This is a genomic window from Rhizobium azibense (assembly GCF_004342325.1).
In the GTDB taxonomy this organism is placed as follows: Bacteria; Pseudomonadota; Alphaproteobacteria; order Rhizobiales; family Rhizobiaceae; genus Rhizobium; species Rhizobium etli_B.
In genome coordinates this window covers 252515-274084 of the sequence record NZ_SMBJ01000012.1, presented here as the reverse complement: position 1 = coordinate 274084, position 21570 = coordinate 252515, and the positions used below count along the sequence as shown (strand labels likewise).

The window sequence follows — 21570 nt, the reverse complement described above, 5'->3', positions numbered from 1 at the left end:
ATGCCGCCTTGCGCCAAGAGCATGTGTAGGCGGGCAGTCTTCAAAAGGGGCGAGCTCTCATTACTATCTCGGGGTAGCCGAGATGAAGGGCGTTGGCGGTGTTTCATGCTGTTTGGACGTGTCGCTTACACGCAGTGGCAATCTGCATCATGAAAGATGCTCCTGGCTTGACTGGCCTGTCCGAAGAGCAGTCCGCGACGAGGCCATCTGCACACCGTTTATGAGCATCCCAGGCGTCGGCGTGATTACTGGCGAACGACAGGCTGGATGAAGCCGATAATAACTGCTGGCCCCGAGCGCGTCTTAAAGCGAGGCCCTCCAGACCCTGATCCGATGCATGCGTGCAGCAGCTCCAAGCGCAACAGAGCCAAAAGACTGCGAAGAAGAGGCGTAATCCCCGCGTGAACGATCAGGCCAACGAAGATCAGAAATGAGCTTGCCCAAATGCCGGGTTAGAGAAGCTGTCATTGACAGGATGTCATGGCTTCATATCCTCGGCCATCGGATTTCAGCTGGGGATGCAAAGTCGGTGTTGACGCAACACATCATCGATCGGGGCGATGGCGCTGCAGTCGAACTATTCCAGGCCAGGGGTTCAGATGCACGTGCAGGAGCGATACTGTTCGTGCATGGCAATCAGGGTGGGCTCTTCTTAGGTGGGAAAGAGGCTGTCGATGACGGGTCGCTGGTTCGTTTCTCTTCGCGCCTTGGTGTGACGGCGGCCGCAATCTCGCAGCCCGGTTTTGGTGCATCTGACGGTCCCGCCGATTTTTGTGGGCCAGCTACCCAGCGAGCGATTGTGGCTGCCTTGGACTTTCTCAAGGAGCAGCCGTCGGTCGATCCCGCAAACATTGTTCTCTATGGAAACAGTCGGGGGGCGGTTGCTTCAGCCATGGTCGCCGCTCAGGTGACCGATCTCCGCGCCGTCATCCTGACGGGGGGCGTCTACGATCTCAGAAAAGCTTACGAAAGCGGTTCGCGAGGCTTGCAACAGGCAATCCATAAGGAGGCGGGCCTTTCAAGTGCAAGCTTCTTAGATCGGTCTCCAATACACCATTCGCGCAAAATCAAAGCAGAAACCCTGCTTCTACACGGCAGATACGATGACCGTGCATCGGTTGATCAAGCTGAACGATTTTCGGAAGCCCTTGCTGAAACCGGGGCGTCAGCAACCCTCCACACACTTGAGTGCGGGCACCGCCTCCCGCGAGAACAGGTCACGCCAATCCTGCGAGATTTTCTGATCCGAATATTCGCCCCTGTCACCACAGCTCACTGACTGACGGCCGTTTTGGACCGATAGCGCAATACGATCTTGGCCGGAAAGGTCAACAGCGGTGATCGCGATCTATCTGCATCACAGTCGGTAATGAAGCCGAACACAGCCCTTGTCGAGCGCCGTCGCACTGATCAGCGTCGGGCTTGTTCGGAAACCAGTAAGTGGAAAGAGCGGCAACCCAGCGCCTATTATCTCTGGAATGACATAGATTTCGATCTCGTCTATTGCGCCACGTTCCATGAATGCCATCAGCAATTGCCCGCCTCCTAGCATCCACACGTGACCGTCATCGAGCGCGCGTAGTTCCGAGATCAATGCATCAACATCGCTGCGAATTTCGAGCGGTCCCTTAGGATTGTGAAGTGGCTGCGAGGTGATGACAATCACCCGCTGATCTCCGTAGGCCCAGGGCGATTGCTCGTTTGCAAGGAAGTCATAGGTGCCCCGGCCCATGACCACGGTACGGATGCGTTTAAGAAAGAGGCGGTAGTCGTGCTCTCCCAGGTCCATGTCATCATATTTGTAGAGCCAGTCGAGCGAACCTTCGCCTGAGACTATGAGCCCGTCTAGGCTCGCTGCGATATATCCCATAATTTTTGACATCATTGACCTCCTTGCAAGATAAACGAACATATGTTTATATATGGACATGCCCAGATACAAGACAGTCTCTGACGAGCAGATACTTGACGGCCTGTTTGGCCTCATTCTCGAGACCGGGCCGGACGGCCTAAGTTTTGCGCTGGCCGCCAGGGCCTGCGGACTTTCCCCCGCGACCATGGTCCAGCGCTTTGGTAACCGACTGGGTCTCGTCGAGGCAGTCCTGCTACGAGCCTGGGATCGGCTACAGGCTGAAACGGAAGCGGCCGATGCCGAAGAGGCGCTGACACCTCAAGGGGCCATAAACCTGCTCATGCGCCTCATGCCGCCCGAGGATGCTGAGCGCAACGCAGCTGATGGCCTGCTGTTATTGAGGGAGGACCTGCGCAATCCTAACCTCCGCGCCAGGGGCGCTAGATGGGGCCACACACTCGCTTGCGCTTTAGGGCGTCGTCTTTCCAGCGACCAACATGCGGCTGAACGACTCGGATGGCAAATGGCGGCGCTCTGGCAGGGCGCTCATACCTGGTGGGCATTTACCCGCACCGATGAACCAGAGCAGGCTATCAGGCGCATGCTGGAAGAATGGTTGACATCCACACACAAGGCTTAGGAATGACCGCTTTGGCCAGGAGGCTGCTTCGCGCTACAAGCGGACATCAAGAAGTCGCTGACAAGGACTGTTTTGCTGAACCCGAGACGTCGAGCGTTTCCCGACGCAGGTAGGTCCAATCGATCAATTCTGCCATGGCTGGCCCAAGTGCCTTACCCAAGTCCGTGAGCGCGTATTCCACCCTCGGAGGCACCTGCGGATAGACTGTTCGCGTGATTATCCCATCCTTCTCCAGCTCCTTCAGTTGCTGGATGAGCATTTTCTGATTGACGCCCTCCACACGCCTCTCAAGCTCTGAGAATCGCAGCGGCTCCTTCGCACCGAACAACTGGCAGATAATGACAATCTTCCATTTGCCCTCCAGCACCCGGAGGGCATCGGTGGTCGCTTCTGCCCACACAAGATGCTGTTGCGGGTCGCCGCAATTCCAATGCCGGTCCTTCGCCATGCTTACCTATTGGTGGGTTACCCACTTTTCCGTTCGTTCTTGTCGATACCTCAGTATCTATTAACTTGAGGAGCAGAACAACAGGAGCATCTGCATGAAAATCGGCATCATCGGCATTGGTAGCATCGGCGGCACGCTTGCCCGAAAACTCTCATCTGCCGGGCATGAGATCAGGGTTGCCAACTCCAAGGGCGTCGACGATGTGCGGCCTTTCGCGGACGAGGTGGGGGCCACGGCAGCGGACACGCGAGGGGCCATCTCCGGCGCGGATTTGGTCATCATGTCCATTCCTCTCCCTGCCCTTGAGAAGCTGCCAAAAGACCTTTTCAAGGATGTGGCTGAGAGTGTCCCTGTCGTTGATACCAGCAACTATTATCCGGGGATGCGTGACCCTCGAATCGCTGACCTTGATGCAGGTGAGGTTGAGAGCGTTTGGGTGTCAAAGCAGATCGGCCGCCCTGTCATCAAGGCATTCAACAATATTCTCGCCGAAACCTTGGCGAAACTCGGTAAGCCAGAAGGCGCTGCCGGTCGATTGGCCGTGGCAGTTGCCGGAGACGACGCCGCAGCCAAGCAGGTGGTCATGGGCATCGTCAACGAAGTGGGCTTTGACCCGGTTGACGCCGGGGCGCTGGCGGAATCGTGGCGGCAGCAGCCCTCAACACCGGCTTACTGTTGTGACTACGACGCCGCTACCATGCGCAAGGCACTCGGCGCTGCGGTGAAGGGCGAAGCGCCCAAGAAGCGCGACCAATTGCCCGACAAGATGGGGACGCTTGGATCGAACCCGACCCATGCCCACATGGTGGCGATGAACCGCTCGCTCAACCCGCTGACCTGAGGAGCGAGCCATGACGAAATTTGTCACAAGCGCAGCGGTCTTGTTGATTTTCGCAGGTCGCCATCTACTTTCTGTCGCCTCGGGAGCCGGACAGGCCCGGTCAGCCCCCGCCTCACACTCCCATTGAAACTAGTAAACGGGACGTCCGCAAAGGGCGGCCAGGAAGGAAATGATGATTTCACCTATCGGTCGGCTTTAAGGAGTACCGCGTGATCGCCAGGCTCGTTGCCTTCGGCCGAACTTAACTTCAAGAGCTCTCCGCTCTGCCGCAAGTCGATATTCTCAGACCTATACGAAACGAAACAATTCCCTACTCCGCAAGAGACAATCGATCGGAGCGGACAAATCTCAACGGAAGCAAAAAAACGGCCGGACAAAGCCGGCCGCTTCTGGGGGCGATGTTAAGTGATTAGGCGGCGAGCGCGATCTCTTCGGCGCGGGCCCTGGCGGCGTCGATCGCCTTTTCCGCAGCTTCCGGACCGAAGGCGAGGCCCTCGACATAGACGGTTTCGATGTCGGTGATGCCGAGGAAGCCCAGAACCGACTTCAGATACGGGACGGCATGGTTCATGCCGGCGGCAGGACCCTGCGAGTAGACGCCGCCGGAGGCGAGCACGACATAGACCTTCTTACCGGATGCAAGCCCCACCGGGCCGCTTTCGGTGTACTTGAAGGTGCGACCGGCGCGGGCGACGTTGTCGATCCAGGTTTTCAGCGACGAATATATATTGAAGTTGATGAGACCCGTGCCGATGACGATGGTGTCGGCGGCGAGCAGTTCGTCGATGAGCGCGTCGGAGGTCTTCACTGCTTCGGCTTCCTGCGCCGTGCGGTCTTCGGCAGGCTTGCGGATTGCGGCGGTAAACAAGTCGTCGATATGCGGCAGAGGATTGGCGGCGAGGTCGCGGCGGACGATGCTGCTGCCCGGCTTCTGGGCCTGAAGCTTGCCGGCGAGATCGATGGCAATGGTAGTCGAAAGCGATTCAGCGCGCGGGCTGGATGTCAGGAGCAGGATGGACGACATAATTGAATTCCTCTCGAATTGGGGTGCTGCGGGCTCGCTTGGGAGATTCGAGCCGCGTTCAGAGGAAAAATAGGTCTGGCAGGCTATCGAAAAAACTGGGATAATGTCGATCAAAATTATCGATGGATTGGATGGAAAATGCTTCCCAACCCGACATTGGATCAGTTGCAGGTGTTCCTTACAGTGGCAGAGACTGGCAGCTTCTCTGCTGCCTCGCGCGTGCTAAACCGCGCGCAGTCGGTGATTAGCTACACGATCGCGAACCTCGAGGCACAACTCGAGATGCCGCTTTTTGAACGTTCCGGCGCTCGCCAGCCAAGGCTCACTGATGCGGGTAAGGTTATGCTCGAAGATGCGCGCCGCCTGCTGACCGATCTGCAGGTGATGCGCGCCCGCGTCAAGGGACTCAAGGAAGGATTGGAAGCGGAGGTCTCTGTGGCGATCAGCGTCATGGTGCCGTCTCCAGCAACGGTGGACGTGCTGCGGGAATTCCGTGAGCACTATCCGTCCGTAGCGCTCAATTTGACGGTCGGCGAGCTTGGCATGGTCATGGAGGCCGTCCTGAGCGGAAAGGCGACGATCGGCATCGGCGGAGCCGTCCTGAAGCAGGACGACTCGATGCTGATGGAAAAGATCGGCCATTCCTTCATGATGCCGGTGGCCTCGCGCAATCATCCGTTGGCGCAGATAGATCGACCGTTGACGCTTGGCGATGTTCGCGAGGAAGTACAGCTCGTCGTCACCGACGCCTCCGGACTGACGAAGGGTCGCGATTTCAACGTGCTCTCCTACAAGACCTGGCGTGTCAGCGACATCGCGACGAAGCATGCTTTGATCCGCGGGGGTCTCGGCTGGGGCGGTCTGCCTGCATCGATAATCCGTGACGACCTGATGAGCGGCGCACTCGTTCATCTCAACCTTGAGGCCTATGAGCAAGGCGAGTATCCGATCTTTGCCATGCGCCGCCTCGCCAATCCGCCAGGCCCAGCTGCGGCATGGATGATCGATGCGTTCCGCACCAGGCTTTCCCAGTGCCCCAACCACGCCGATTTCACAGCGGCGCTGAACGAAATTCGCGGACCGGAAATGCCGCTCGCAGCGGAATAGACGGGGCGTCTTCGCCTCGATCGGCTTTCAGATCGGCTAGAGAAGAAGTCTGAACTTTGCAAATCCCTCCGCGCCCTCGCCGGCATCCTCCAGCTTGACGCTCTTGACGTCGGCCAGGAATTGCTTGGCCTTCGGCCCGCTCTGGAAGACAGCGCTGGTGCCCGGCAGCGGCTTGAAGGTCCAGTTACTGTCGGCCGACGGATTGATCGTGCGCTGTTCATGAATGAAGCGGACGATGACGTCGCGGTTGGTGTCCGGAGCCTGGAACACGACCTTGTCGGCTGCGATCTCCGGGAACTTGCCGCCGCCGCCCGCACGGTAGTTGTTGGTGACTACGACGAACTTCTGGTCGAGGTCGATCGGCTTGCCGTCGAACTGCAGATTCTGGATGCGGTTCGAACTTTCATTGATCGTCTTGCCGTCATTGTCGTATTTGCGCGGCTGCGAGAGGTCGATCTGGTAGGTCACGCCGTCGATGACATCGAAGTTGTAGGACGGGAAATCCCCGTTGAGCAACTCCGCATCGACTGTCCCGGGCTTCACCTCGTTGAACATGCCGGCCGACATCTCCAGCCAGTTCTTGACCTGGTTGCCGGTGATGACCACTGCCTGCACGGTGTTCGGATAGAGGTAGAGGTCGGCGACATTTTTGATGGCGACATCGCCCGCCGGAACGTCGGTATAGTAATCCGCGCCGCCTCGGCCGCCTGCCTTGAAAGGAGCAGCGGCCGAAAGGACGGGCAGATCCTTGAATTCCGTATCAGCAAGCATCTGCTTGATGTACCAGGTCTGCGCCTGGCTGACGATCTGTACAGAGGGATCGTCAGCAACGAGGGCGAAGTAGGAATAAAGCGGTGCCGAAGTCTTGCCGACCGGGGTGCGGACATAGGCGAGCGTCGCCTCATGCTCGGCCTTTGCAGCTTCGATCACCTCCTTCTTGTCGCCGACATCGGCGACGACCTTCTTGCTGTCGTCGCGGTGATAGATCGGCCGAGCCTCGGCGGTGAAATCGACGATCGTCCAGCTCTTGCCGTCCTTTTCCAGAAGCAGGTCGATGAGGCCGAGATGCGACCCCCAGAAACCAGCCATGACCGTCGGCTTGCCGTGCAGCGTGCCTTTCACCGGATCGGCGTTGGCAATCCCATCCCAACTCTTGGGGCCGGGGAAGACAAGGTGCTGATGACCAGTGAAGATTGCATCGATGCCGTCCACGGCGGCAAGATGCAGCGAGGCATTCTCCATCTTCTCGGAGGGGGCAGAGCCGTCAATGCCGGAGTGAGAAAGGGCAATGACGATATCGGCACCTTCCTCCTTCATGGCCGGAACCCATGCCTTGGCGGCCTCGACGATGTCGCGGGTCTGCGCCCTGCCTTCGAGATTCTTGATGTCCCAAAGCATGATCTGCGGCGGCACAAAGCCGATGAAGCCGATCTTGACCTGGCTCTCGTTGCCTGAGCCGTCCTTGATCTGCTTTTCGACGATCACGTAGGGCTTGAAATAGAGATCGTCCTTCTTCGGGTCGGAGGAAAGCTGGCCTTTCGTCAGGTTGGCGCAGACGAACGGAAAATTCGCGCCGCCAAGCACCTTGAACATGAAATCGAGGCCGTAGTTGAACTCGTGGTTTCCAAGCGTGCCGACAGTGTAGCCGAGCCTGTTCATCGCCTTGATGACCGGATGGACGTCGCCATTCTTCATGCCATGCTGATAGGCCATGTAATCGCCCATCGGATTGCCCTGCAGCAGGTCGCCATTGTCGATCAGCAGCGAGTTTGCCGCTTCGGCGCGGATGCTATCGATAATGGTCGCGGTGCGCGCCAGACCCATCGTGTCGTTCGGCTTGTCGGCATAGTAGTCGTAGGGGAAAACGTTGACGTGGATATCGGTGGTCTCCATGAGCCGCAGATGCGCTTGGTTGGCGGCCGCGCGCGCCGTGAAGGGGTGGAGCAGAACAAGTGCCGAACTTGCGGCAATGCCGCCGAGCAATGACCGTCGGGTAATCGGGTGCAGATCAAAACGGCAAGACATGGAACACTCCTCGCAAAAACGCATGGCTCAACAGGCTTCGAGCCTAGGACGATTTGCACAGCAGTGCATCCGGAAAATGACAGTCCTGCATTGGACGTTATCGCGTTAACACCGGCTTCACATCCTTGTGGAAGAAACGAAAGTAGGATGCGACCTGAGCCCTGGCATTGGAGTTCGGGTCGAACTGGATACCGAGGCGCCCATTGTGGCTCCAACGGATTATGCCGTGCAGCGTTCCAAGATCTTCCGCCAGGATTTGTACGCGGCTGCCCGATGCGGCATAAAGCGGCGTTCTAATTTCCACCGCGGCACCGGTTGTCGAAAGATTGAGGATGCGGGCGTCTACTTCGTTATTGAGATAACGTACCTTGCCGAAAATGCGGCAATACTTGCGTTCGGCCTTGCGAGAAATGATATTCAGATTATGCATTTTGGAGCCCTCAACGGAATACTTAGAGGACCGTATCGCGAGAATATTGAAAATCCTTTGAAAGAAACGGCTAAATTACGAGATTGATTCTATCTCCGCAGAGCGCCGCTGCGCGCCACGACGTGCTCACGCCAGATGGTGAAAATGCCGGCAGCCACGACGATCACCGAACCGGCGATCGTGTTGAGGCTCAGGTCTTCCTCAAAGATGACGACGCCGATGATCGAGGCGTAGACGAGCTGCAGATAGGTAAGCGGCTGAACGGCAGCGGCATCGAGCATGTCATAGGCGCGGATCAGGAAATAGTGGCTTGAGATGCCGGTTAGGCAGAGAAGCGCCATCCACCCCCAGTCGCTTTCCGACATCGGAGTCCAGTAGAAGGGACCGATCAGTGTTATAGTTATGCCGCCCGCGACGCCGGTATAGAAGAAGCTGGTCATCGAAGCATCGTCCCGGCTTACGAGCCGGGTGGCGATGACGTAGAAGGCGAAGAGGAAGCAGCCCAACACCGCGAGCAGCAGCTTCGGATCAAAAAAGCCGGTTTGCGGCTTCAAGATCAGAAGAACGCCGGCGAGCCCGGCGCAGATTGCCGTCCAGCGGCGCCATCCGACGCGCTCACCGAGCAGCGGCATGGAAAGCAGGGCGATCAGGATCGGAGTGCCGGCAAAGATCGCCTGGGTGCGCGCAAGTCCGATGATCGCGAAACAGGTGATCGCCAGCACGACCTGTGCGGCAAGCAGCACGCCGCGGGTGACCTGAAGCAAGGGCCGGTTCGTGCGTACGGTCGCCTTCAGGCCGCCGCGCATTCTCGACGAGATCAGGATCGTGAAAACTGCAAACGCCCAATAGCGGATCATCGTCACGAAAACCGGCGGATAGGTGCTCGCCAGATGCTTCGAGATGCCGTCCTGCACGGAAAAGATGGTGATCGCCAGAAGGACGAAAATGTAGCCTTGGGTCTTGGATCTCATGACTTGCCGTAGGGCGGAGAAACCCGCATATGACTGAACCTAGGTCAGGATTCATTTAGCTTTGCAAGGCCTCAAAGCCCGACATTCGGCCTGTCGATGATCTCCCGGAGCGCGAAGCTGGAATTGATCTTGACGACGTGGGGCAGGGCGGAGAGCCAATCGCGGTGTATGTGCTCATAGTCTTCGAGGTCACGTGCGGCAACGCGCAGAATGTAGTCGTATTCGCCCGACATCAGGTAGCAGACGAGCACGTTCGGGCAGCGCTTCACCGCCGCCTCGAATTCCGCAAGGGTTTTCGCGAACTGGCCGGAGAGCGAGATGTGCACGATGGCGATCATCTTGTAGTCCAGCGCCTTGTGCGAGAGGCGCGCGTGATAGCCGCCGATGACGCCGCTCTTCTCAAGAATGTCAAGGCGCCTGGAACAGGCGGAAGCCGAGAGGCCAACCTTGTTTGCAAGATCGGCATTGGTGATGCGGGCGTTCGCCTGAAGCGCCTTTAGAATCGCACGATCGATGGTATCAAGTTCGGACATTCGAAGAACCTTCGAAATAACAAGATTTTTCGCAATAATCCTCGAAAAATTGCTCTTTTGCAAATACTCTTTGCAAGGACATTTCGCGCGTACGGTGTTTGGATTCAGGTCGTCGATAACGCTCCGCCCAAGCGGACATAAATTGAGAGGAACGCTGAATGCGTGTCGGTTGCCCGAAGGAAATCAAGAACCATGAATATCGTGTCGGCCTGACACCTGCTTCGGTTCGTGAGTATGTCGCCCATGGCCATGAGGTATGGGTCGAGACAAAGGCGGGCGCCGGCATCGGTGCTGATGATGCCTCTTACATTTCCGCTGGCGCCAAGATCGCCGCCTCGGCCAAGGATATCTTCGAGAAATGCGACATGGTCGTGAAGGTCAAGGAGCCGCAGCCCTCGGAATGGGCGCAGCTTCGCGACGGCCAGCTTCTCTATACCTACCTCCACCTCGCGCCCGATCCCGAGCAGACCAAGGGCCTGCTCGCTTCCGGCGTCACCGCGATTGCCTATGAAACCGTTACCGATGAGCGCGGCGGCCTGCCGCTGCTCGCCCCGATGTCAGAAGTCGCGGGACGCCTGTCGATCCAGGCGGGGGCCACTGCGCTTCAGAAGGCCAACGGTGGCCTTGGCATCCTGCTTGGCGGGGTTCCCGGCGTGTTGCCGGCAAGAGTGGCAATCATCGGCGGCGGCGTTGTTGGCCTGCATGCGGCCAAGATGGCAGCCGGCCTGGGCGCCGATGTCAGTATCCTCGACAAGTCGCTGCCGCGCCTGCGCCAGCTCGACGACATGTTCGGCGGGCGCATTCACACGCGTTATTCCAGCATCCAGGCACTGGAGGAAGAGGTCTTCACTGCCGATCTGGTCATCGGCGCCGTGCTAATTCCTGGTGCGGCCGCACCGAAGCTCGTCACCCGCGAAATGCTCTCCGGCATGAAGAAGGGCTCAGTCATCGTCGATGTCGCGATCGACCAGGGCGGCTGCTTCGAAACCTCGCATGCGACGACGCATTCCGATCCGACCTACGAAGTCGAGGGCGTCGTGCACTACTGCGTCGCCAACATGCCGGGCGCGGTTCCCGTCACTTCCGCGCACGCGCTCAATAACGCAACACTGGTCCATGGTCTGGCGCTCGCCGACCGCGGCCTGCGCGCCATCGCCGAGGACAAACATCTGCGCAACGGTCTCAATGTCCACAGAGGCCGCATCACCAACAAGCCGGTCGCCGATGCACTGGGCTATGAAGCCTACGCCGCGGAAAGCCTATTGAACGTAGCGTAGGTCCCATCACGCTGCGTTAGATAAAGGCGCCGGTCTCGCTTCGGGCCGGCGCCTTTTACCTGTCGATCCGGCACTGGAAGCAGTTGTTGCGCGCCGAGCGCACATGCACGTAGGCGATCTCCGGGCGATTCAGCAGTTCCTTGGCATAGCCCGGAATATCGGCGATCGCGGTGACGGCACCAGTGCCGTAGACAATACGGTTGTTCTCGCCATAGCCGCGCACGATAAAGTCCCGACCCGTCTTCAGCACCGGCGGCAGCTCGTCCCGCGCTTCATAACGCTCGCACCGCTTCTTGTGCAGGAAGATCGGGCCAGTCTCTGCATAAGGCTGCAATTCCGGGAACGGGCGGTAAGCGAAAACAAGAAGCAAGTCGCCGGCATCGATATTTTTCAGGCAATGACGACAGGGATGTCCCGGTCCATCGGAAACCATCGTTTCCGGCAGATTGTCATAGGCATCGCGGCCGCCGTTCCAAAGGTGTTCTGCATCGGCAGTCGGTATGGCGGAAAAACGGATGGCTGACATGGCAATCTCCTTCGTGATTGCCATGAATGCGCCTTTATAGCCGGTCAAACCACCCGTTTCCTGCCGGCTCAGCTCTTCCTGGCAATCTCCAGCAGTTCCTTGTCGCTGAGAGGCCGGACGATGCCGGTGCCGGTTGAGACTGGAGAGAAGCCGAACATCTGATAGAGCTGTAGGGCGCGCGGATGGTCGAGGTTGTTGGTCGTTGTCGTAACGCGCGTTGGGTTCAGCGTCCAGATCGCGTAGAGCGCCTGCAGCAGGAACCACTTGCCGATGCCGAGGCCGAGCGCATGCTCGATCAGGCCGAAATGGCAAAGTTCGATCGTATCCTCGTCCTCGCAGAAATACTCGTAGAAGCCGGCAGGCGCGCCGTTGACATAGAGCACGCTGATATTGTTGCGCTTGTCGTGCAGGGTTTCCACCAGCGCCTCGTCGCTCATCCGCAGCCGGTCCACCCATTGCCATCGGGCGCCGACCTGACGGTAGAGATAGCGGTAGAACGGCAGCGGAATGCCCGGCGCACGCATGATCGCCGTCTGTATGTTGACCGGCACTGGAAGGCTTGCCTTCGGCGGCGCCGTCATTTCCAGCCGGGTGATATGCGCCGTGAGCGAGGAGGGGGACTTCGCCATGGTGCTTATCAGGCCTTGATCGGGTCGGGCGGGCCGGTTACGACCGGGGTATCGTCGCGGCTGCCCCACTCGCTCCACGAGCCGTCATAGAGCTTGTTGTCGGTATGGTCGATCGATTCGAGCGCCAGCGTGATGATCGCGGCAGTGATCCCCGAGCCGCAGGAGGTGACGACAGGTTTCGAAAGATCGATTCCGGCATCCTCGATGGTCTGCTTCAACTCCGGCAGCGATTTCAAACGGCCTCGATTGGCAAAAACGCCGGAGGGCAGGCTGCGGGCGCCGGGCATATGGCCGCAGCGCATGCCGGCCCGCGGCTCCGGCTCGGTGGCGGCGAAACGTCCGGCACTGCGTGCATCGGCAATCTGCATGGCGCCGCTGGAAACGATGTCGCGCATGGTTTCGAGGGAAACGATACGGTTTGCATCATAGTTCGTCTTGAAAGTTGTCGGCTCAAAGCTCGGGACATCCGTGTTGAGCGGACGGCCCTCCGCCTTCCAGCCGTCGAGTCCGCCGTCGAGAACGAAGACGTCTTTCGCCCCCATGACACGGAATAGCCACCAGACACGCGGCGAGGCGAACATGCCGATACCATCATAAACGACGATACGGTCGGTCTCGCTGATGCCGAGCCTGCCGGCTTCCTCGGCGAAATAATCCGGCGAGGGGACGGTATGCGGCAGCCCGGTGGAATGATCCGCGATCTTGTCCTGGTCGAAGCGGATCGCGCCGGGAATATGGCCACTTGCATATTCGGCGTCCGCGTCGCGATTTTGGGCCGGGAGATAGAAGGAGGCATCCACCACGCGCAGGTCCGGCTTTCCGAGCTCGCCCTGCAGCCAATCGGCCGAGACGACGAAACGGCTCTTCTCTTCGCTCATTCTGATCTCTCCCTGATGGACTTAGGCTTCGTTGCCGGGCACGCCGAAGCGGATGCGGAAGCGGCGGTTCTCCTTACCCTTCTTTTCAATCTTGGCAATGTGTACCTGACCGACTTCCTGCGTTTCGGAGACATGTGTGCCGCCGCAGGGCTGGCTGTCAATCGCCGAGTTTTCGCCGATGCAAACGAGGCTGACACGGCCAAGTCCCACCGGCGGGCGCACGTTCTTCGATTTCACGATGCTGGGGCTCGCAGCCAGCTCCTCGTCGGTAATCCATTGGACATAGACGGGATAGTTCTGGGCGACGAGTTCCATCATCTTCGCCGTCACCTCGTCCTTGTCGATCGTCTCGCTCATGTCGAAATCGACGCGGCTCTCGTCTTCGCCAACAGCGGCACCCGTGATCGGATACGAACAGACGACCGAAAGCAGGTGGCAGGCTGTGTGCATGCGCATCAGCCGGTAGCGGCGCGGCCAGTCGACATGCAGGACGAGCCTCTCGCCGATCACCGGCTGCGGCTGGCCGGCAGACGGGACGTGGATGACGATATCCTTGGTCGCCCCGTGCTTCGTCGGACCAAGTTCGATCTTCGAACCGTCGGCGCGCTCGAGGAAGCCCGTATCACCCGGCTGGCCGCCCGAGGCTGCATAAAAGCAGGTCTGATCCAGCTCGATGCCCCCGCCTTCGTGGATGGCGGTGACCACCGCCTCGCATGTCGATAGATAGAAATCGTCACGATAGAGGGCATTGACTGGCATGGGTTCTCACGCTGCTGGCTCGTAGGGTATCTTTATGTCCTGCGACGTGGTCAGCCACGTGGGGACGGGCAGGCCCTTTGAGGTCAGGAAGTCGGGGTTGAAAAGCTTTGACTGGTAGCGGTTGCCATAGTCGCAAAGGATTGTCACCACGGTGTGACCCGGTCCAAGATCTTTCGCAAGACGGACCGCACCGGCAATATTGATTCCAGTCGAACCGCCGAGGCAGAGGCCCTCGTGTTCGACGAGATCGAAGACATAGGGCAGCGCTTCGGCGTCGGAAATCTGATAGGCGAAATCCGGTGTGAAACCTTCGAGATTGGCCGTGATGCGGCCCTGGCCGATGCCTTCGGTGATCGAGGAGCCGGAGGATTTCAATTCACCGTTCTTGTAGAACTCGTAAAGTGCTGCTCCCTCAGGATCGGCGATGGCGATCTTGACGTCCTTGCGGAACGCCCTGAGGCCGGCCGCAACGCCCGCAAGCGTGCCTCCCGACCCGACGGCGCTGACGAAACCGTCGATCTTGCCGTCGGTATCTTTCCAGATTTCCGCGGCCGTGGTCTCGATATGCGCCTGACGGTTTGCGACATTGTCGAACTGGTTCGCCCAGATGGCGCCGTTCGGATCGGACTTCGCCAGCTGCTCTGCCAGGCGGCCGGAAACCTTCACATAGTTGTTGGGGTTCTTGTAGGGCACGGCAGGCACTTCGACGAGTTCGGCGCCGAGCAGCTTCAGCGCGTCCTTCTTCTCCTGGCTTTGCGTTTCCGGGATGACGATCACGGTGCGGTAGCCGAGCGCGTTGGCCACGACCGCCAGCCCGATGCCGGTATTGCCGGCGGTGCCCTCGACAATTGCGCCGCCAGGCCTCAGCAGGCCCTTTTTCTCGGCATCGCGGATGATGTAGAGCGCGGCGCGGTCCTTCACCGACTGGCCGGGGTTCAGGAACTCCGCCTTGCCGAGGATGGTGCAGCCGGTCGCGTCGGATGCGCCTTTGAGCTTGATGAGCGGAGTGTTGCCGATCGCCTCGATGACGGATGGGTGGAAGGTCATGGAATCTGCCTCTGTGGAACTGGTAGTTTAGAAACGGTCTTTTCCCTTCACAAGGCTAGGTTGGCAAGAAATGCTATTCCATGGCCTTGCCTGCGACGATAAAATTAGACTTCTGCTTTCAAAAATCCCGCGTGTCTTGCAATTTGCGTCCGCGCTGCACCCGCCTAAAGCACACCAATCTCTTTGCCGGGATCATTGACGCCCCACCGGCTGAAATGAGCCACAATAGCATGATAGAGGCATGAATCCGGGAGGAGCGAGGAACTTCCGGACCTGGTTTGTGCTGAATCGGCAGTCTGGAGGAAGTCTATCATGCGTGATTTCATCGCCCGTCCCGAACACGGCATCGCCTGGATTTCCGGCGCGAATTCGGGCCTGGGGCGGGCATTGGCTCTTAAACTGGCAGGCGACGGATACAAAGTCGCCGTCACCGCCCGCAATCATGAACAACTGGCCGAACTTCAAGCCGAAGCAAGCGGCCTTTCCGGCAGTATCGTCGTTCTCGATGGCGACGTGACCGATCCCGAGGATATGGAGCATGTGCTCGCCTCGATCGAATACGAGCACGGCGCGCTCGCCCTTGCGATCTTCAACACAGGCATATACCAGCCCGTGCATGCCGAGCAATTGAACCGCGCGGATTTCGAAAAGAGCTTCGCCGTCAATCTCTGCGGAGTTGTCAATTGCCTCCTGCCTGCCATCCGGCACATGAGGGCCAAGGGGCAGGGGCAGATCGCCATTGTCTCTTCCGCCGCCGGCTATGGCGGCCTACCCACGAGCGCGGCCTATGGCGCCACCGAGGCGGCGCTGATCAATATGGCCGAAAGCCTGAAATTCGATCTCGACAAGATGGGCATTCGCATCCAGATCATCTGCCCCGGCTTTGCCGATGTTGCGGCGGCGCGCGAGAACAGCTTTCCGATGCCGCCGCTCGTGTCGCCTGAGGACGCGGCCGACCAGATCGCGGCAGGCCTCAAATCCAGTCGCTTCGAAGTCAGTTTTCCGAAGCGCTTCATCTATCTGTTGAAACTCCTCCGGCTGATGCCGTACGGCCTCTACTTCCGGCTGGTCAACGGTTCGGCCCGCTGGTGGAAGCATCCGCCGCCTTCGTCCGGACACCATCCGGCGACACCGCGTCCTGCGGAGTGATCGGAATATCGTGTCTCAGAGCAGCCTGCGGCCAAAGAAGAAGAGCCGGTTCACGATGAACCGGCTCATTCAGTTGATCAGTACATACTGATGAAATCTGGCTCCCCGGGCCGGATTCGAACCGGCGACCTGTCGATTAACAGTCGAATGCTCTACCGCTGAGCTACCAGGGATCACCGCTTGGCGCGGCGTGAGTGGGCTAATACAAATGCTTGTTCGATTTGCCAAGCAGTTTTTTCAAAAAAATGACATCTGCTTGCATTTGCGGCGTTTGTTCCCATCTCCTGTGCATGACTGGCGGGAAAGACAATAGCAGAAACGCGCGACAAAAGCGCTTCGGCATCGATCATACAACGGGAAAACTCGTTCTCGGTTCCCTGCACATCCCTCTGCCGCGCTCGCGGATTGCGCGCGTGTTCACAGGCGTCCTGCTGATCTTCTGCGGTATCTTGGGATTTCTGCCTGTTCTCGGCTTCTGGATGATACCGCTCGGCTTCATCGTTCTCTCGCACGACCTGCCGTTCGCGCGCAGATGGCGCCGCCGGTTCTCCGTCTGGTGGCACAGACGGAACACGTCCGAAGGCTGATTGAGCAGCCAAGAAAGATCGTGTGAAGAACGTATAAGCGCATTCATGACGTTGAGCATCCACTCAAGGGCAGTGATGCTACTTGGAGCAGTTCTCACACGGCGCGATGTCGTCCGATGGTGTAACCTTCTTTCGGAACCTGCCAAACTTGTCGATGTGATCGGCGGGGTTCAGTGGGCGTCGGTCGTTCACTCGTTGGGTATCAGTTACCGAGGACAGTTCGCTGGACAGGCCGCTATGAGTGCTACAGACATCGATTTTCCTCGCCTCGAAATTACGATGGCTAAAGGTCCGCACTATCTCGCCCTATTTGGCGCTGGCGCCATCGCTGCATATCTGGCCCTAAGAGGCCTTGAAGCCGTCGCTCCGAATGGTCCTTGGTCCAGCCCGGGTGGCCGGATGATCTCCGCCGCGGCGCTTTTCGCCATCGCCTTGGCCGCGGGCTTCAAGCTGCTTTCGCGGATTAATTTCAGCACAATCATGCTGACCGTGGATCGCGAAGGTGTTTATGTTGCGCCGCCACGAGGGACGACGACCTCTCATAGTGCCGCGATGAGCATTCCTTGGTCGTCTATCTCGAAGATCAAATACTACGAACTCGGCCGTCTAAAAGAGACAAAGATTATTGCCATTGAGTTGCGGGATGCAGGAGAGGTGCGTATCCATGCCAATCTCCTCCGCTGTCGCAGCGCGCGTGAACTCTACGAGGATATAAAGCGCTACCGCCGCCGGTTCGCCCCGGTTGCCGAAAGCGATGACCTGACGAATGGTCCAGTCTACCAATCGGCGTTGTGGACTGGGTTGGATGATGACTGACTACTTCGCGCCGTGCTTTATTCACATGACGTCGCATTCTATTCTCCCGATAATCTCGGCCACCATGCCGGGATAGAGAAGATCGCGAAGGTCATCGCCACCAGAACGAGGTAGGCCAACCATGCAGCGGTGTTGCGGACAGGACGAGGTAGGCGAGTCACAAGGCTTTGCAGGCGACGTGCAAGGCTTGGTCCTGCGCGGACGTCGTCTTGCCCCTTGCCTTCGCCTCCTCGATGATCGCGTGGATCAGCCATTCCAGAAGTCCCAGCCAGACATTTGCCGTGACCAGCGCCACGCCGAGGGATGCCGGAATGTGCGATCAGGTGATAAACGCAGAGCGCGCCCGATTGTTTGGCTATCGGACAGGAAATGCTTCCGCAGCGGTAATCGCAAGGCCAATGCGCTCAGAGCGTCATCAGGGCGAGCGCGTGGGTAACGCCCCACTTTATGCAGCAAATTGAAACCCGCCCCGGGTTACGGGCGGGCTGTGATGGTATTTGTCGTCATCGGTTGAGGCGATTCGTTTGCGAATACAGAACTCTCCTGATTTTCAGCCAGCATATCGGCCTTCTTGACGAAGCGTCGAAAATTCTCCCGCACGGCACCGACCGGAAATCTACCGGCGGCAGCTTCATGGCATGCTTTCAGCAGCGTCTCGTATGCCAGGCCTCGTCGTTCTTCCGGCCAATTCTCCAGGTAGTCGACCACCTCGTCGAGACTTGTGATTTCGTCAATAAAATACATTCGATGGACGTAGACAGCGCTGCCAAACTGAGCGATCGATGTCATTTTTCCCTCCCCCTGATATGCAGATGCGCAAAAACTTATGAAAGGCATTTGAGACGATCAATCACCCAAAGGGGCTATTAGGCGTCCAGGTACGAATCCGAACAGAACATCGATCTCTATACCGCCTGACACTTGCCTTGCCTCGGTCGCCCCGCTCGCAAACAGCGCATGGATATGCCGGTCGACCGGGTCGGCATGGCAGCGGAACTGTCGCGGCTGTTCAGGAAGACATTTCAGAAATGCGCCCGCGCTTGCCGTCATCGGCATCAGCGGCATGGCGATGACGTCACCTTTGCTGTTGCCTTCCGCCGGTCAGGCGCGACCATTCATGGGAGGTAGCTGCAAATCGCGCCGCGTTTGTGAGATGGCGGGCCGCGTAGCGGTGCAACGATCATTGCACGTCACAGGAGGGCTGTGGCCACGCGGCCCACTTTCCTAACATCCAGGACAGGCAAATGTTCCTATCATAGCGCCCTGGCACGGCATCAACTGTCGCCGACGTCCTGAATCTGCGAAGATCTTCGCATTGAGCGGGAACTTACGCGGCGTTGGTGAGCCGATCTAAAAAAAAGCCCCGCTGTCGATCGGCGAGGCAAAGTAAACGTGACGAATACCGCTCATAGGGGTGCGCGGCCCTTATAAGATGGGCGAGACGATCTGCCGGTAAACTAGCCCAAAGGTATTAGTGCGGTTCCGGACAAAGGAACTGACCGAGGGCGTGTTCGGCCCAGGCACTAGGCTCCGGCTGGATGATTCCTCTGCTGTGCCTGCATGAACTGCCCGCCGGTTACAGAGGTCAAATATCGTCGAATGACGGCAGGCCGTGGGAGTCGTCATACAAGGGGCTGCGGCATCCCGATGACAATGCGGAGATTTATCAGACCGAGTGAGACAATTGGTAGGAACCTGTTCCTCTCGCCAAGGTTCGGTGGATCAGAACCGAAGCCAAAATGGAGGATCATCCAATGCTTCTGAAATTCATCACGGTCTTTGCGCTTTCGATCGGTCTTGCAACTTCGGCCATGGCTCAGGCCAGCGGCGGCTCGGGCGGGACTGGCGGTACTGGTGGAACTAGTGGTTCTGGCCAGACCGGCGACACTTCAGGTACCGCTACCCAGTCTGGCACTTCACCCTCTGGGACGAGTGCCTCCGATAAAGACAAGGACTCCCAGGGCAAGCAAGAATCTTCTGACTGCGCTCCGGGCCAAATCAAAAATGCCGCCGGCAACTGTCAGTAAAATCAGGCTACGGACTACGAAAGGACCCCGCAGTCACAATGCGGGGTTTTCTTCGGAAAGCTTCACAAACGGCTATTCAGAATGAAAAAAGATCGTATTCAGAATGAAGCCTCTTGCACTTCCGTTAGGATCATTCTAAATCCGCGCCACCACACGATATTTTCAATGTCGGTCAGAGGTGAGGCCTCGTGGCGGAGTGGTGACGCAGAGGACTGCAAATCCTTGTACCCCGGTTCAATTCCGGGCGAGGCCTCCATACTTCCTTCACCTTGGTCGTAAGTAATTGATTTTACCTGAATATTTTTCAGGTGTGGCAATTTGGACTTGAACCGTTCCGCCACACCAAAGCTAGGTGTGGCAATCCGTTCCCGGTTTAGCCGCTCGTCCCATCAGCCGGCGGCAGCAATTTCGTGCCGATTCCGTCCCAATTTATCTTCGCTACTGCCTGTCTCGCGAGACGGGCCCGGTTCGCATCCCGGGTATAAATTTTCGACGTCTTAGCGTCCTTCCACCCGAACATCGCTTCAAGCATGTTATCCGTCGCTTCGTTATGGGCGACATCCGTGGCAAGCCCTTTGCGCACGGAATGCGATGTTAGATGCGGCATTCCTGCCTGTCTCCACCAATCCGAAATCCGATTACCAAGACCTTTGACGCTGAACGGCTTGCCGAATTCGGTGACGAGATACGTCAGCGCCGTGATCTTGTGTGTTGCCAGGACGCCTTCGAGGATAGGGTGAATGGCGATTTCGATGTCCACGGGTGTCCGGTTGCGATTCTTGAAGAGCCGGAGCTTGAATGCATCCCGGCGCCGATGTTGCGGCCCGAGGACGGCGAGATCCGATACACGCAAGCCGGTGTACATCTGGATAGCGATATAGAGCGCCGCCTTTGAACCGATTCCGTGGTGCTCGATGAAGCGGGCTACGTCTTCCGGCTTCGCCGTCTCATGTCCGTCCGTATGTGCTCGGAAAGGATCGACCAGGCGCGCGATGTTCGGCGTGATCTGCTTGCCATCCTTCTTGGTTTCGAAGACCTGGCGGAGAACCTTTAGGCGCTCATCCGCGGCGAACGGCACCTCCTTCTTCCGGTCGCGAAGCACTTCAACGTGCCCGACCGTCATCTTCGGCAGAGGGATGTCAGCGAAAGGTCGATCATCCTTCTCGCTCAAAGGCTCCTGCCACATCCCCTCCAGGATATTCCGCCGTCTCGTCTGCGTCGTCTGATCAAGAGCTGTGAACGCATTGCTGCGCATATACTCCATGCAGAGCCACCTGAAGGTGTTCGGCTTCACGATGAGCGATACAGGCTTCGGCTCTCCGCCGTGCTCCACGATCGGCTGGGCGGCTTTACGAGCCTTCCAATAGGCGGTTGCGAACTCTTCGGAGTTGATATCGTCTGGCAGCCGGCAGATGCGGGCGCCGTCGATGCGCAGATAATAGCGCAGCGTACCGTGGCGGCTCTTGTTCTTTTCAACGTAAGGCAGATCGATATTTGCCACGTCTGTCATGCAGACGCCCGCCAGTCGTCGCTGTCGTCGGCGTCCTCCCTTTGCCTCGGAATGCCATCTTCGGGCCACGAAGCCATCGCGGTGACTATATCAGAGACGAGCCAGACTTTGCGAGTATGCCATTTCCGCGGCTTCGGAAGATAACCTTCCTCGACCATGAGATCGACCGTGTTCGCGCTCACCCCGATCGCCATAGCGACTTCGGACCTGTTCAATCCAAGGCGGGGGACGTTGCGACTGAGGTCAACGGTCGTGTTCATGTTACCCCCGATCTCCACAAGGCTTATCCACAGGCATAACGAAAAGATCGATGCTCCCTTCTTCCGCGGCATCGGCAAGCGCCCGCAAGCCAGAGGGTGTAACATGGGAGAAACTTCCGTCCGGGCGTTCGGCTTTCATAAGCCCGAGTTCGCACAAGCGCCGGCTGATGGCGCAAGGAACAACAAGGGCGGCCGTGGTGCCAACCGATCGGAGGAGTTCGAGTTGTCGGATAC

At 58.4% G+C, this 21570-nt stretch carries 25 protein-coding genes and 2 tRNA genes; 10 read left to right on the top strand and 17 right to left on the bottom strand.

Annotated elements, in window-relative coordinates; genetic code table 11:
• Window positions 1–475 precede the first annotated feature (475 nt).
• Complete coding sequence (locus EV130_RS27635) at window positions 476–1279, top strand: alpha/beta hydrolase family protein (protein ID WP_132552650.1); 804 nt, start codon at window positions 476–478, stop codon at window positions 1277–1279.
• Between the two features lie 78 nt (window positions 1280–1357).
• On the opposite strand, the gene EV130_RS27630 is transcribed toward EV130_RS27635, so the two are convergent.
• The gene (locus tag EV130_RS27630; RefSeq protein ID WP_074061042.1) at window positions 1358–1882 is read right to left on the bottom strand and encodes a dihydrofolate reductase family protein; all 525 of its coding nucleotides are present in this window, start codon (window positions 1880–1882) and stop codon (window positions 1358–1360) included.
• Window positions 1883–1928: 46 nt separating this feature from the next.
• Here EV130_RS27630 and EV130_RS27625 point away from each other — a divergent pair, with 46 nt between their 5' ends.
• Window positions 1929–2492, top strand: coding sequence for a TetR/AcrR family transcriptional regulator (locus EV130_RS27625; RefSeq protein ID WP_132662351.1), 564 nt, complete (start codon window positions 1929–1931; stop codon window positions 2490–2492).
• A 46-nt stretch (window positions 2493–2538) separates the two neighbouring features.
• Here EV130_RS27625 and EV130_RS27620 read toward each other — a convergent pair whose 3' ends face one another.
• Window positions 2539–2940: a winged helix-turn-helix transcriptional regulator gene (locus EV130_RS27620; protein WP_132552637.1), complete on the bottom strand. Its 402-nt coding sequence runs from the start codon at window positions 2938–2940 to the stop codon at window positions 2539–2541.
• A 94-nt stretch (window positions 2941–3034) separates the two neighbouring features.
• Here EV130_RS27620 and EV130_RS27615 point away from each other — a divergent pair, with 94 nt between their 5' ends.
• Window positions 3035–3781 (top strand): NADPH-dependent F420 reductase, encoded by a 747-nt coding sequence (locus EV130_RS27615; protein WP_132662341.1) that lies wholly within the window; start codon window positions 3035–3037, stop codon window positions 3779–3781.
• Window positions 3782–4190: 409 nt separating this feature from the next.
• Here EV130_RS27615 and EV130_RS27610 read toward each other — a convergent pair whose 3' ends face one another.
• A complete protein-coding gene (locus EV130_RS27610; protein WP_132552636.1) occupies window positions 4191–4805 on the bottom strand; it encodes an FMN-dependent NADH-azoreductase in 615 nt (204 codons plus the stop codon).
• A gap of 138 nt (window positions 4806–4943) precedes the next feature.
• Here EV130_RS27610 and EV130_RS27605 point away from each other — a divergent pair, with 138 nt between their 5' ends.
• Complete coding sequence (locus tag EV130_RS27605; protein WP_074061046.1) at window positions 4944–5912, top strand: LysR family transcriptional regulator; 969 nt, start codon at window positions 4944–4946, stop codon at window positions 5910–5912.
• Between the two features lie 36 nt (window positions 5913–5948).
• On the opposite strand, the gene EV130_RS27600 is transcribed toward EV130_RS27605, so the two are convergent.
• The 4 genes from EV130_RS27600 to EV130_RS27585 all read right to left on the bottom strand — a co-directional run bounded on the left by EV130_RS27600 (window position 5949) and on the right by EV130_RS27585 (window position 9871).
• Window positions 5949–7937 (bottom strand): bifunctional 2',3'-cyclic-nucleotide 2'-phosphodiesterase/3'-nucleotidase, encoded by a 1989-nt coding sequence (locus tag EV130_RS27600; protein WP_132662339.1) that lies wholly within the window; start codon window positions 7935–7937, stop codon window positions 5949–5951.
• A gap of 97 nt (window positions 7938–8034) precedes the next feature.
• Window positions 8035–8367, bottom strand: a complete 333-nt coding sequence (locus EV130_RS27595; protein WP_132552634.1) for a PilZ domain-containing protein — start codon at window positions 8365–8367, stop codon at window positions 8035–8037.
• A gap of 89 nt (window positions 8368–8456) precedes the next feature.
• Window positions 8457–9338: a DMT family transporter gene (locus EV130_RS27590; RefSeq protein ID WP_074061049.1), complete on the bottom strand. Its 882-nt coding sequence runs from the start codon at window positions 9336–9338 to the stop codon at window positions 8457–8459.
• A 71-nt stretch (window positions 9339–9409) separates the two neighbouring features.
• Window positions 9410–9871, bottom strand: a complete 462-nt coding sequence (locus EV130_RS27585) for an Lrp/AsnC family transcriptional regulator (RefSeq protein WP_132662337.1) — start codon at window positions 9869–9871, stop codon at window positions 9410–9412.
• A 158-nt stretch (window positions 9872–10029) separates the two neighbouring features.
• Here EV130_RS27585 and ald point away from each other — a divergent pair, with 158 nt between their 5' ends.
• On the top strand, window positions 10030–11148 hold the full coding sequence (gene ald / locus EV130_RS27580) for an alanine dehydrogenase (protein ID WP_074061050.1): 1119 nt from the start codon (window positions 10030–10032) through the stop codon (window positions 11146–11148).
• Between the two features lie 55 nt (window positions 11149–11203).
• Here ald and EV130_RS27575 read toward each other — a convergent pair whose 3' ends face one another.
• The 5 genes from EV130_RS27575 to EV130_RS27555 form a co-directional block, all read right to left on the bottom strand.
• The gene (locus tag EV130_RS27575) at window positions 11204–11674 is read right to left on the bottom strand and encodes a DUF1203 domain-containing protein (RefSeq protein ID WP_132662335.1); all 471 of its coding nucleotides are present in this window, start codon (window positions 11672–11674) and stop codon (window positions 11204–11206) included.
• Window positions 11675–11742: 68 nt separating this feature from the next.
• Window positions 11743–12303, bottom strand: coding sequence for a GNAT family N-acetyltransferase (locus tag EV130_RS27570; protein WP_074061051.1), 561 nt, complete (start codon window positions 12301–12303; stop codon window positions 11743–11745).
• A gap of 8 nt (window positions 12304–12311) precedes the next feature.
• A complete protein-coding gene (gene sseA / locus EV130_RS27565) occupies window positions 12312–13181 on the bottom strand; it encodes a 3-mercaptopyruvate sulfurtransferase (protein WP_132662333.1) in 870 nt (289 codons plus the stop codon).
• Window positions 13182–13202: 21 nt separating this feature from the next.
• Window positions 13203–13940 (bottom strand): alanyl-tRNA editing protein, encoded by a 738-nt coding sequence (locus EV130_RS27560; protein ID WP_074061053.1) that lies wholly within the window; start codon window positions 13938–13940, stop codon window positions 13203–13205.
• A 6-nt stretch (window positions 13941–13946) separates the two neighbouring features.
• Window positions 13947–14987: a cysteine synthase A gene (locus EV130_RS27555; RefSeq protein ID WP_132662331.1), complete on the bottom strand. Its 1041-nt coding sequence runs from the start codon at window positions 14985–14987 to the stop codon at window positions 13947–13949.
• A gap of 312 nt (window positions 14988–15299) precedes the next feature.
• On the opposite strand from EV130_RS27555, the gene EV130_RS27550 reads away from it, so the two are divergent.
• Window positions 15300–16136 (top strand): SDR family NAD(P)-dependent oxidoreductase, encoded by an 837-nt coding sequence (locus EV130_RS27550; protein ID WP_074061055.1) that lies wholly within the window; start codon window positions 15300–15302, stop codon window positions 16134–16136.
• A gap of 98 nt (window positions 16137–16234) precedes the next feature.
• Here the strand turns inward: EV130_RS27550 and EV130_RS27545 are convergent.
• A tRNA-Asn gene (locus tag EV130_RS27545) sits at window positions 16235–16309 on the bottom strand.
• Window positions 16310–16426: 117 nt separating this feature from the next.
• Between EV130_RS27545 and EV130_RS33560 the strand changes: the two genes are divergently transcribed.
• Window positions 16427–16723, top strand: a complete 297-nt coding sequence (locus tag EV130_RS33560; RefSeq protein WP_074061056.1) for a hypothetical protein — start codon at window positions 16427–16429, stop codon at window positions 16721–16723.
• A 237-nt stretch (window positions 16724–16960) separates the two neighbouring features.
• Window positions 16961–17539 (top strand): hypothetical protein, encoded by a 579-nt coding sequence (locus tag EV130_RS27535; RefSeq protein WP_132552631.1) that lies wholly within the window; start codon window positions 16961–16963, stop codon window positions 17537–17539.
• 157 nt (window positions 17540–17696) lie between these two features.
• Here the strand turns inward: EV130_RS27535 and EV130_RS32735 are convergent, their stop codons facing one another.
• Window positions 17697–17834: a hypothetical protein gene (locus tag EV130_RS32735; protein ID WP_165918581.1), complete on the bottom strand. Its 138-nt coding sequence runs from the start codon at window positions 17832–17834 to the stop codon at window positions 17697–17699.
• 179 nt (window positions 17835–18013) lie between these two features.
• Window positions 18014–18328 carry a DUF982 domain-containing protein gene (locus EV130_RS27530; protein ID WP_132662329.1) on the bottom strand — a complete coding sequence of 105 codons (315 nt, stop codon included), beginning with the start codon at window positions 18326–18328 and terminating at the stop codon, window positions 18014–18016.
• A 965-nt stretch (window positions 18329–19293) separates the two neighbouring features.
• Between EV130_RS27530 and EV130_RS27525 the strand changes: the two genes are divergently transcribed.
• Window positions 19294–19566 (top strand): hypothetical protein, encoded by a 273-nt coding sequence (locus EV130_RS27525; protein ID WP_074061060.1) that lies wholly within the window; start codon window positions 19294–19296, stop codon window positions 19564–19566.
• A 182-nt stretch (window positions 19567–19748) separates the two neighbouring features.
• A tRNA-Cys gene (locus tag EV130_RS27520) sits at window positions 19749–19822 on the top strand.
• A 117-nt stretch (window positions 19823–19939) separates the two neighbouring features.
• Here EV130_RS27520 and EV130_RS27515 read toward each other — a convergent pair.
• Entirely contained in the window at window positions 19940–21076 is a 1137-nt protein-coding gene (locus EV130_RS27515; RefSeq protein ID WP_132662327.1) for a tyrosine-type recombinase/integrase, read from the bottom strand.
• The gene (locus EV130_RS27510) at window positions 21073–21336 is read right to left on the bottom strand and encodes a helix-turn-helix transcriptional regulator (RefSeq protein ID WP_132662325.1); all 264 of its coding nucleotides are present in this window, start codon (window positions 21334–21336) and stop codon (window positions 21073–21075) included. Before EV130_RS27510 ends, EV130_RS27515 begins: the two co-directional genes overlap by 4 nt.
• Between the last annotated feature and the right edge of the window lie 234 nt (window positions 21337–21570).

Bases quoted from the DNA above. Each gene is read 5' to 3' on its own strand.
- EV130_RS27635 (WP_132552650.1), top strand. From the start codon at position 476: ATGTCATGGCTTCATATCCTCGGCCATCGGATTTCAGCTGGGGATGCA.
- EV130_RS27630 (WP_074061042.1), bottom strand. From the start codon at position 1,882: ATGTCAAAAATTATGGGATATATCGCAGCGAGCCTAGACGGGCTCATA.
- EV130_RS27625 (WP_132662351.1), top strand. From the start codon at position 1,929: ATGCCCAGATACAAGACAGTCTCTGACGAGCAGATACTTGACGGCCTG.
- EV130_RS27620 (WP_132552637.1), bottom strand. From the start codon at position 2,940: ATGGCGAAGGACCGGCATTGGAATTGCGGCGACCCGCAACAGCATCTT.
- EV130_RS27615 (WP_132662341.1), top strand. From the start codon at position 3,035: ATGAAAATCGGCATCATCGGCATTGGTAGCATCGGCGGCACGCTTGCC.
- EV130_RS27610 (WP_132552636.1), bottom strand. From the start codon at position 4,805: ATGTCGTCCATCCTGCTCCTGACATCCAGCCCGCGCGCTGAATCGCTT.
- EV130_RS27605 (WP_074061046.1), top strand. From the start codon at position 4,944: ATGCTTCCCAACCCGACATTGGATCAGTTGCAGGTGTTCCTTACAGTG.
- EV130_RS27600 (WP_132662339.1), bottom strand. From the start codon at position 7,937: ATGTCTTGCCGTTTTGATCTGCACCCGATTACCCGACGGTCATTGCTC.
- EV130_RS27595 (WP_132552634.1), bottom strand. From the start codon at position 8,367: ATGCATAATCTGAATATCATTTCTCGCAAGGCCGAACGCAAGTATTGC.
- EV130_RS27590 (WP_074061049.1), bottom strand. From the start codon at position 9,338: ATGAGATCCAAGACCCAAGGCTACATTTTCGTCCTTCTGGCGATCACC.
- EV130_RS27585 (WP_132662337.1), bottom strand. From the start codon at position 9,871: ATGTCCGAACTTGATACCATCGATCGTGCGATTCTAAAGGCGCTTCAG.
- ald (WP_074061050.1), top strand. From the start codon at position 10,030: ATGCGTGTCGGTTGCCCGAAGGAAATCAAGAACCATGAATATCGTGTC.
- EV130_RS27575 (WP_132662335.1), bottom strand. From the start codon at position 11,674: ATGTCAGCCATCCGTTTTTCCGCCATACCGACTGCCGATGCAGAACAC.
- EV130_RS27570 (WP_074061051.1), bottom strand. From the start codon at position 12,303: ATGGCGAAGTCCCCCTCCTCGCTCACGGCGCATATCACCCGGCTGGAA.
- sseA (WP_132662333.1), bottom strand. From the start codon at position 13,181: ATGAGCGAAGAGAAGAGCCGTTTCGTCGTCTCGGCCGATTGGCTGCAG.
- EV130_RS27560 (WP_074061053.1), bottom strand. From the start codon at position 13,940: ATGCCAGTCAATGCCCTCTATCGTGACGATTTCTATCTATCGACATGC.
- EV130_RS27555 (WP_132662331.1), bottom strand. From the start codon at position 14,987: ATGACCTTCCACCCATCCGTCATCGAGGCGATCGGCAACACTCCGCTC.
- EV130_RS27550 (WP_074061055.1), top strand. From the start codon at position 15,300: ATGCGTGATTTCATCGCCCGTCCCGAACACGGCATCGCCTGGATTTCC.
- EV130_RS33560 (WP_074061056.1), top strand. From the start codon at position 16,427: ATGACTGGCGGGAAAGACAATAGCAGAAACGCGCGACAAAAGCGCTTC.
- EV130_RS27535 (WP_132552631.1), top strand. From the start codon at position 16,961: ATGAGTGCTACAGACATCGATTTTCCTCGCCTCGAAATTACGATGGCT.
- EV130_RS27530 (WP_132662329.1), bottom strand. From the start codon at position 18,328: ATGACATCGATCGCTCAGTTTGGCAGCGCTGTCTACGTCCATCGAATG.
- EV130_RS27525 (WP_074061060.1), top strand. From the start codon at position 19,294: ATGCTTCTGAAATTCATCACGGTCTTTGCGCTTTCGATCGGTCTTGCA.
- EV130_RS27515 (WP_132662327.1), bottom strand. From the start codon at position 21,076: ATGACAGACGTGGCAAATATCGATCTGCCTTACGTTGAAAAGAACAAG.
- EV130_RS27510 (WP_132662325.1), bottom strand. From the start codon at position 21,336: ATGAACACGACCGTTGACCTCAGTCGCAACGTCCCCCGCCTTGGATTG.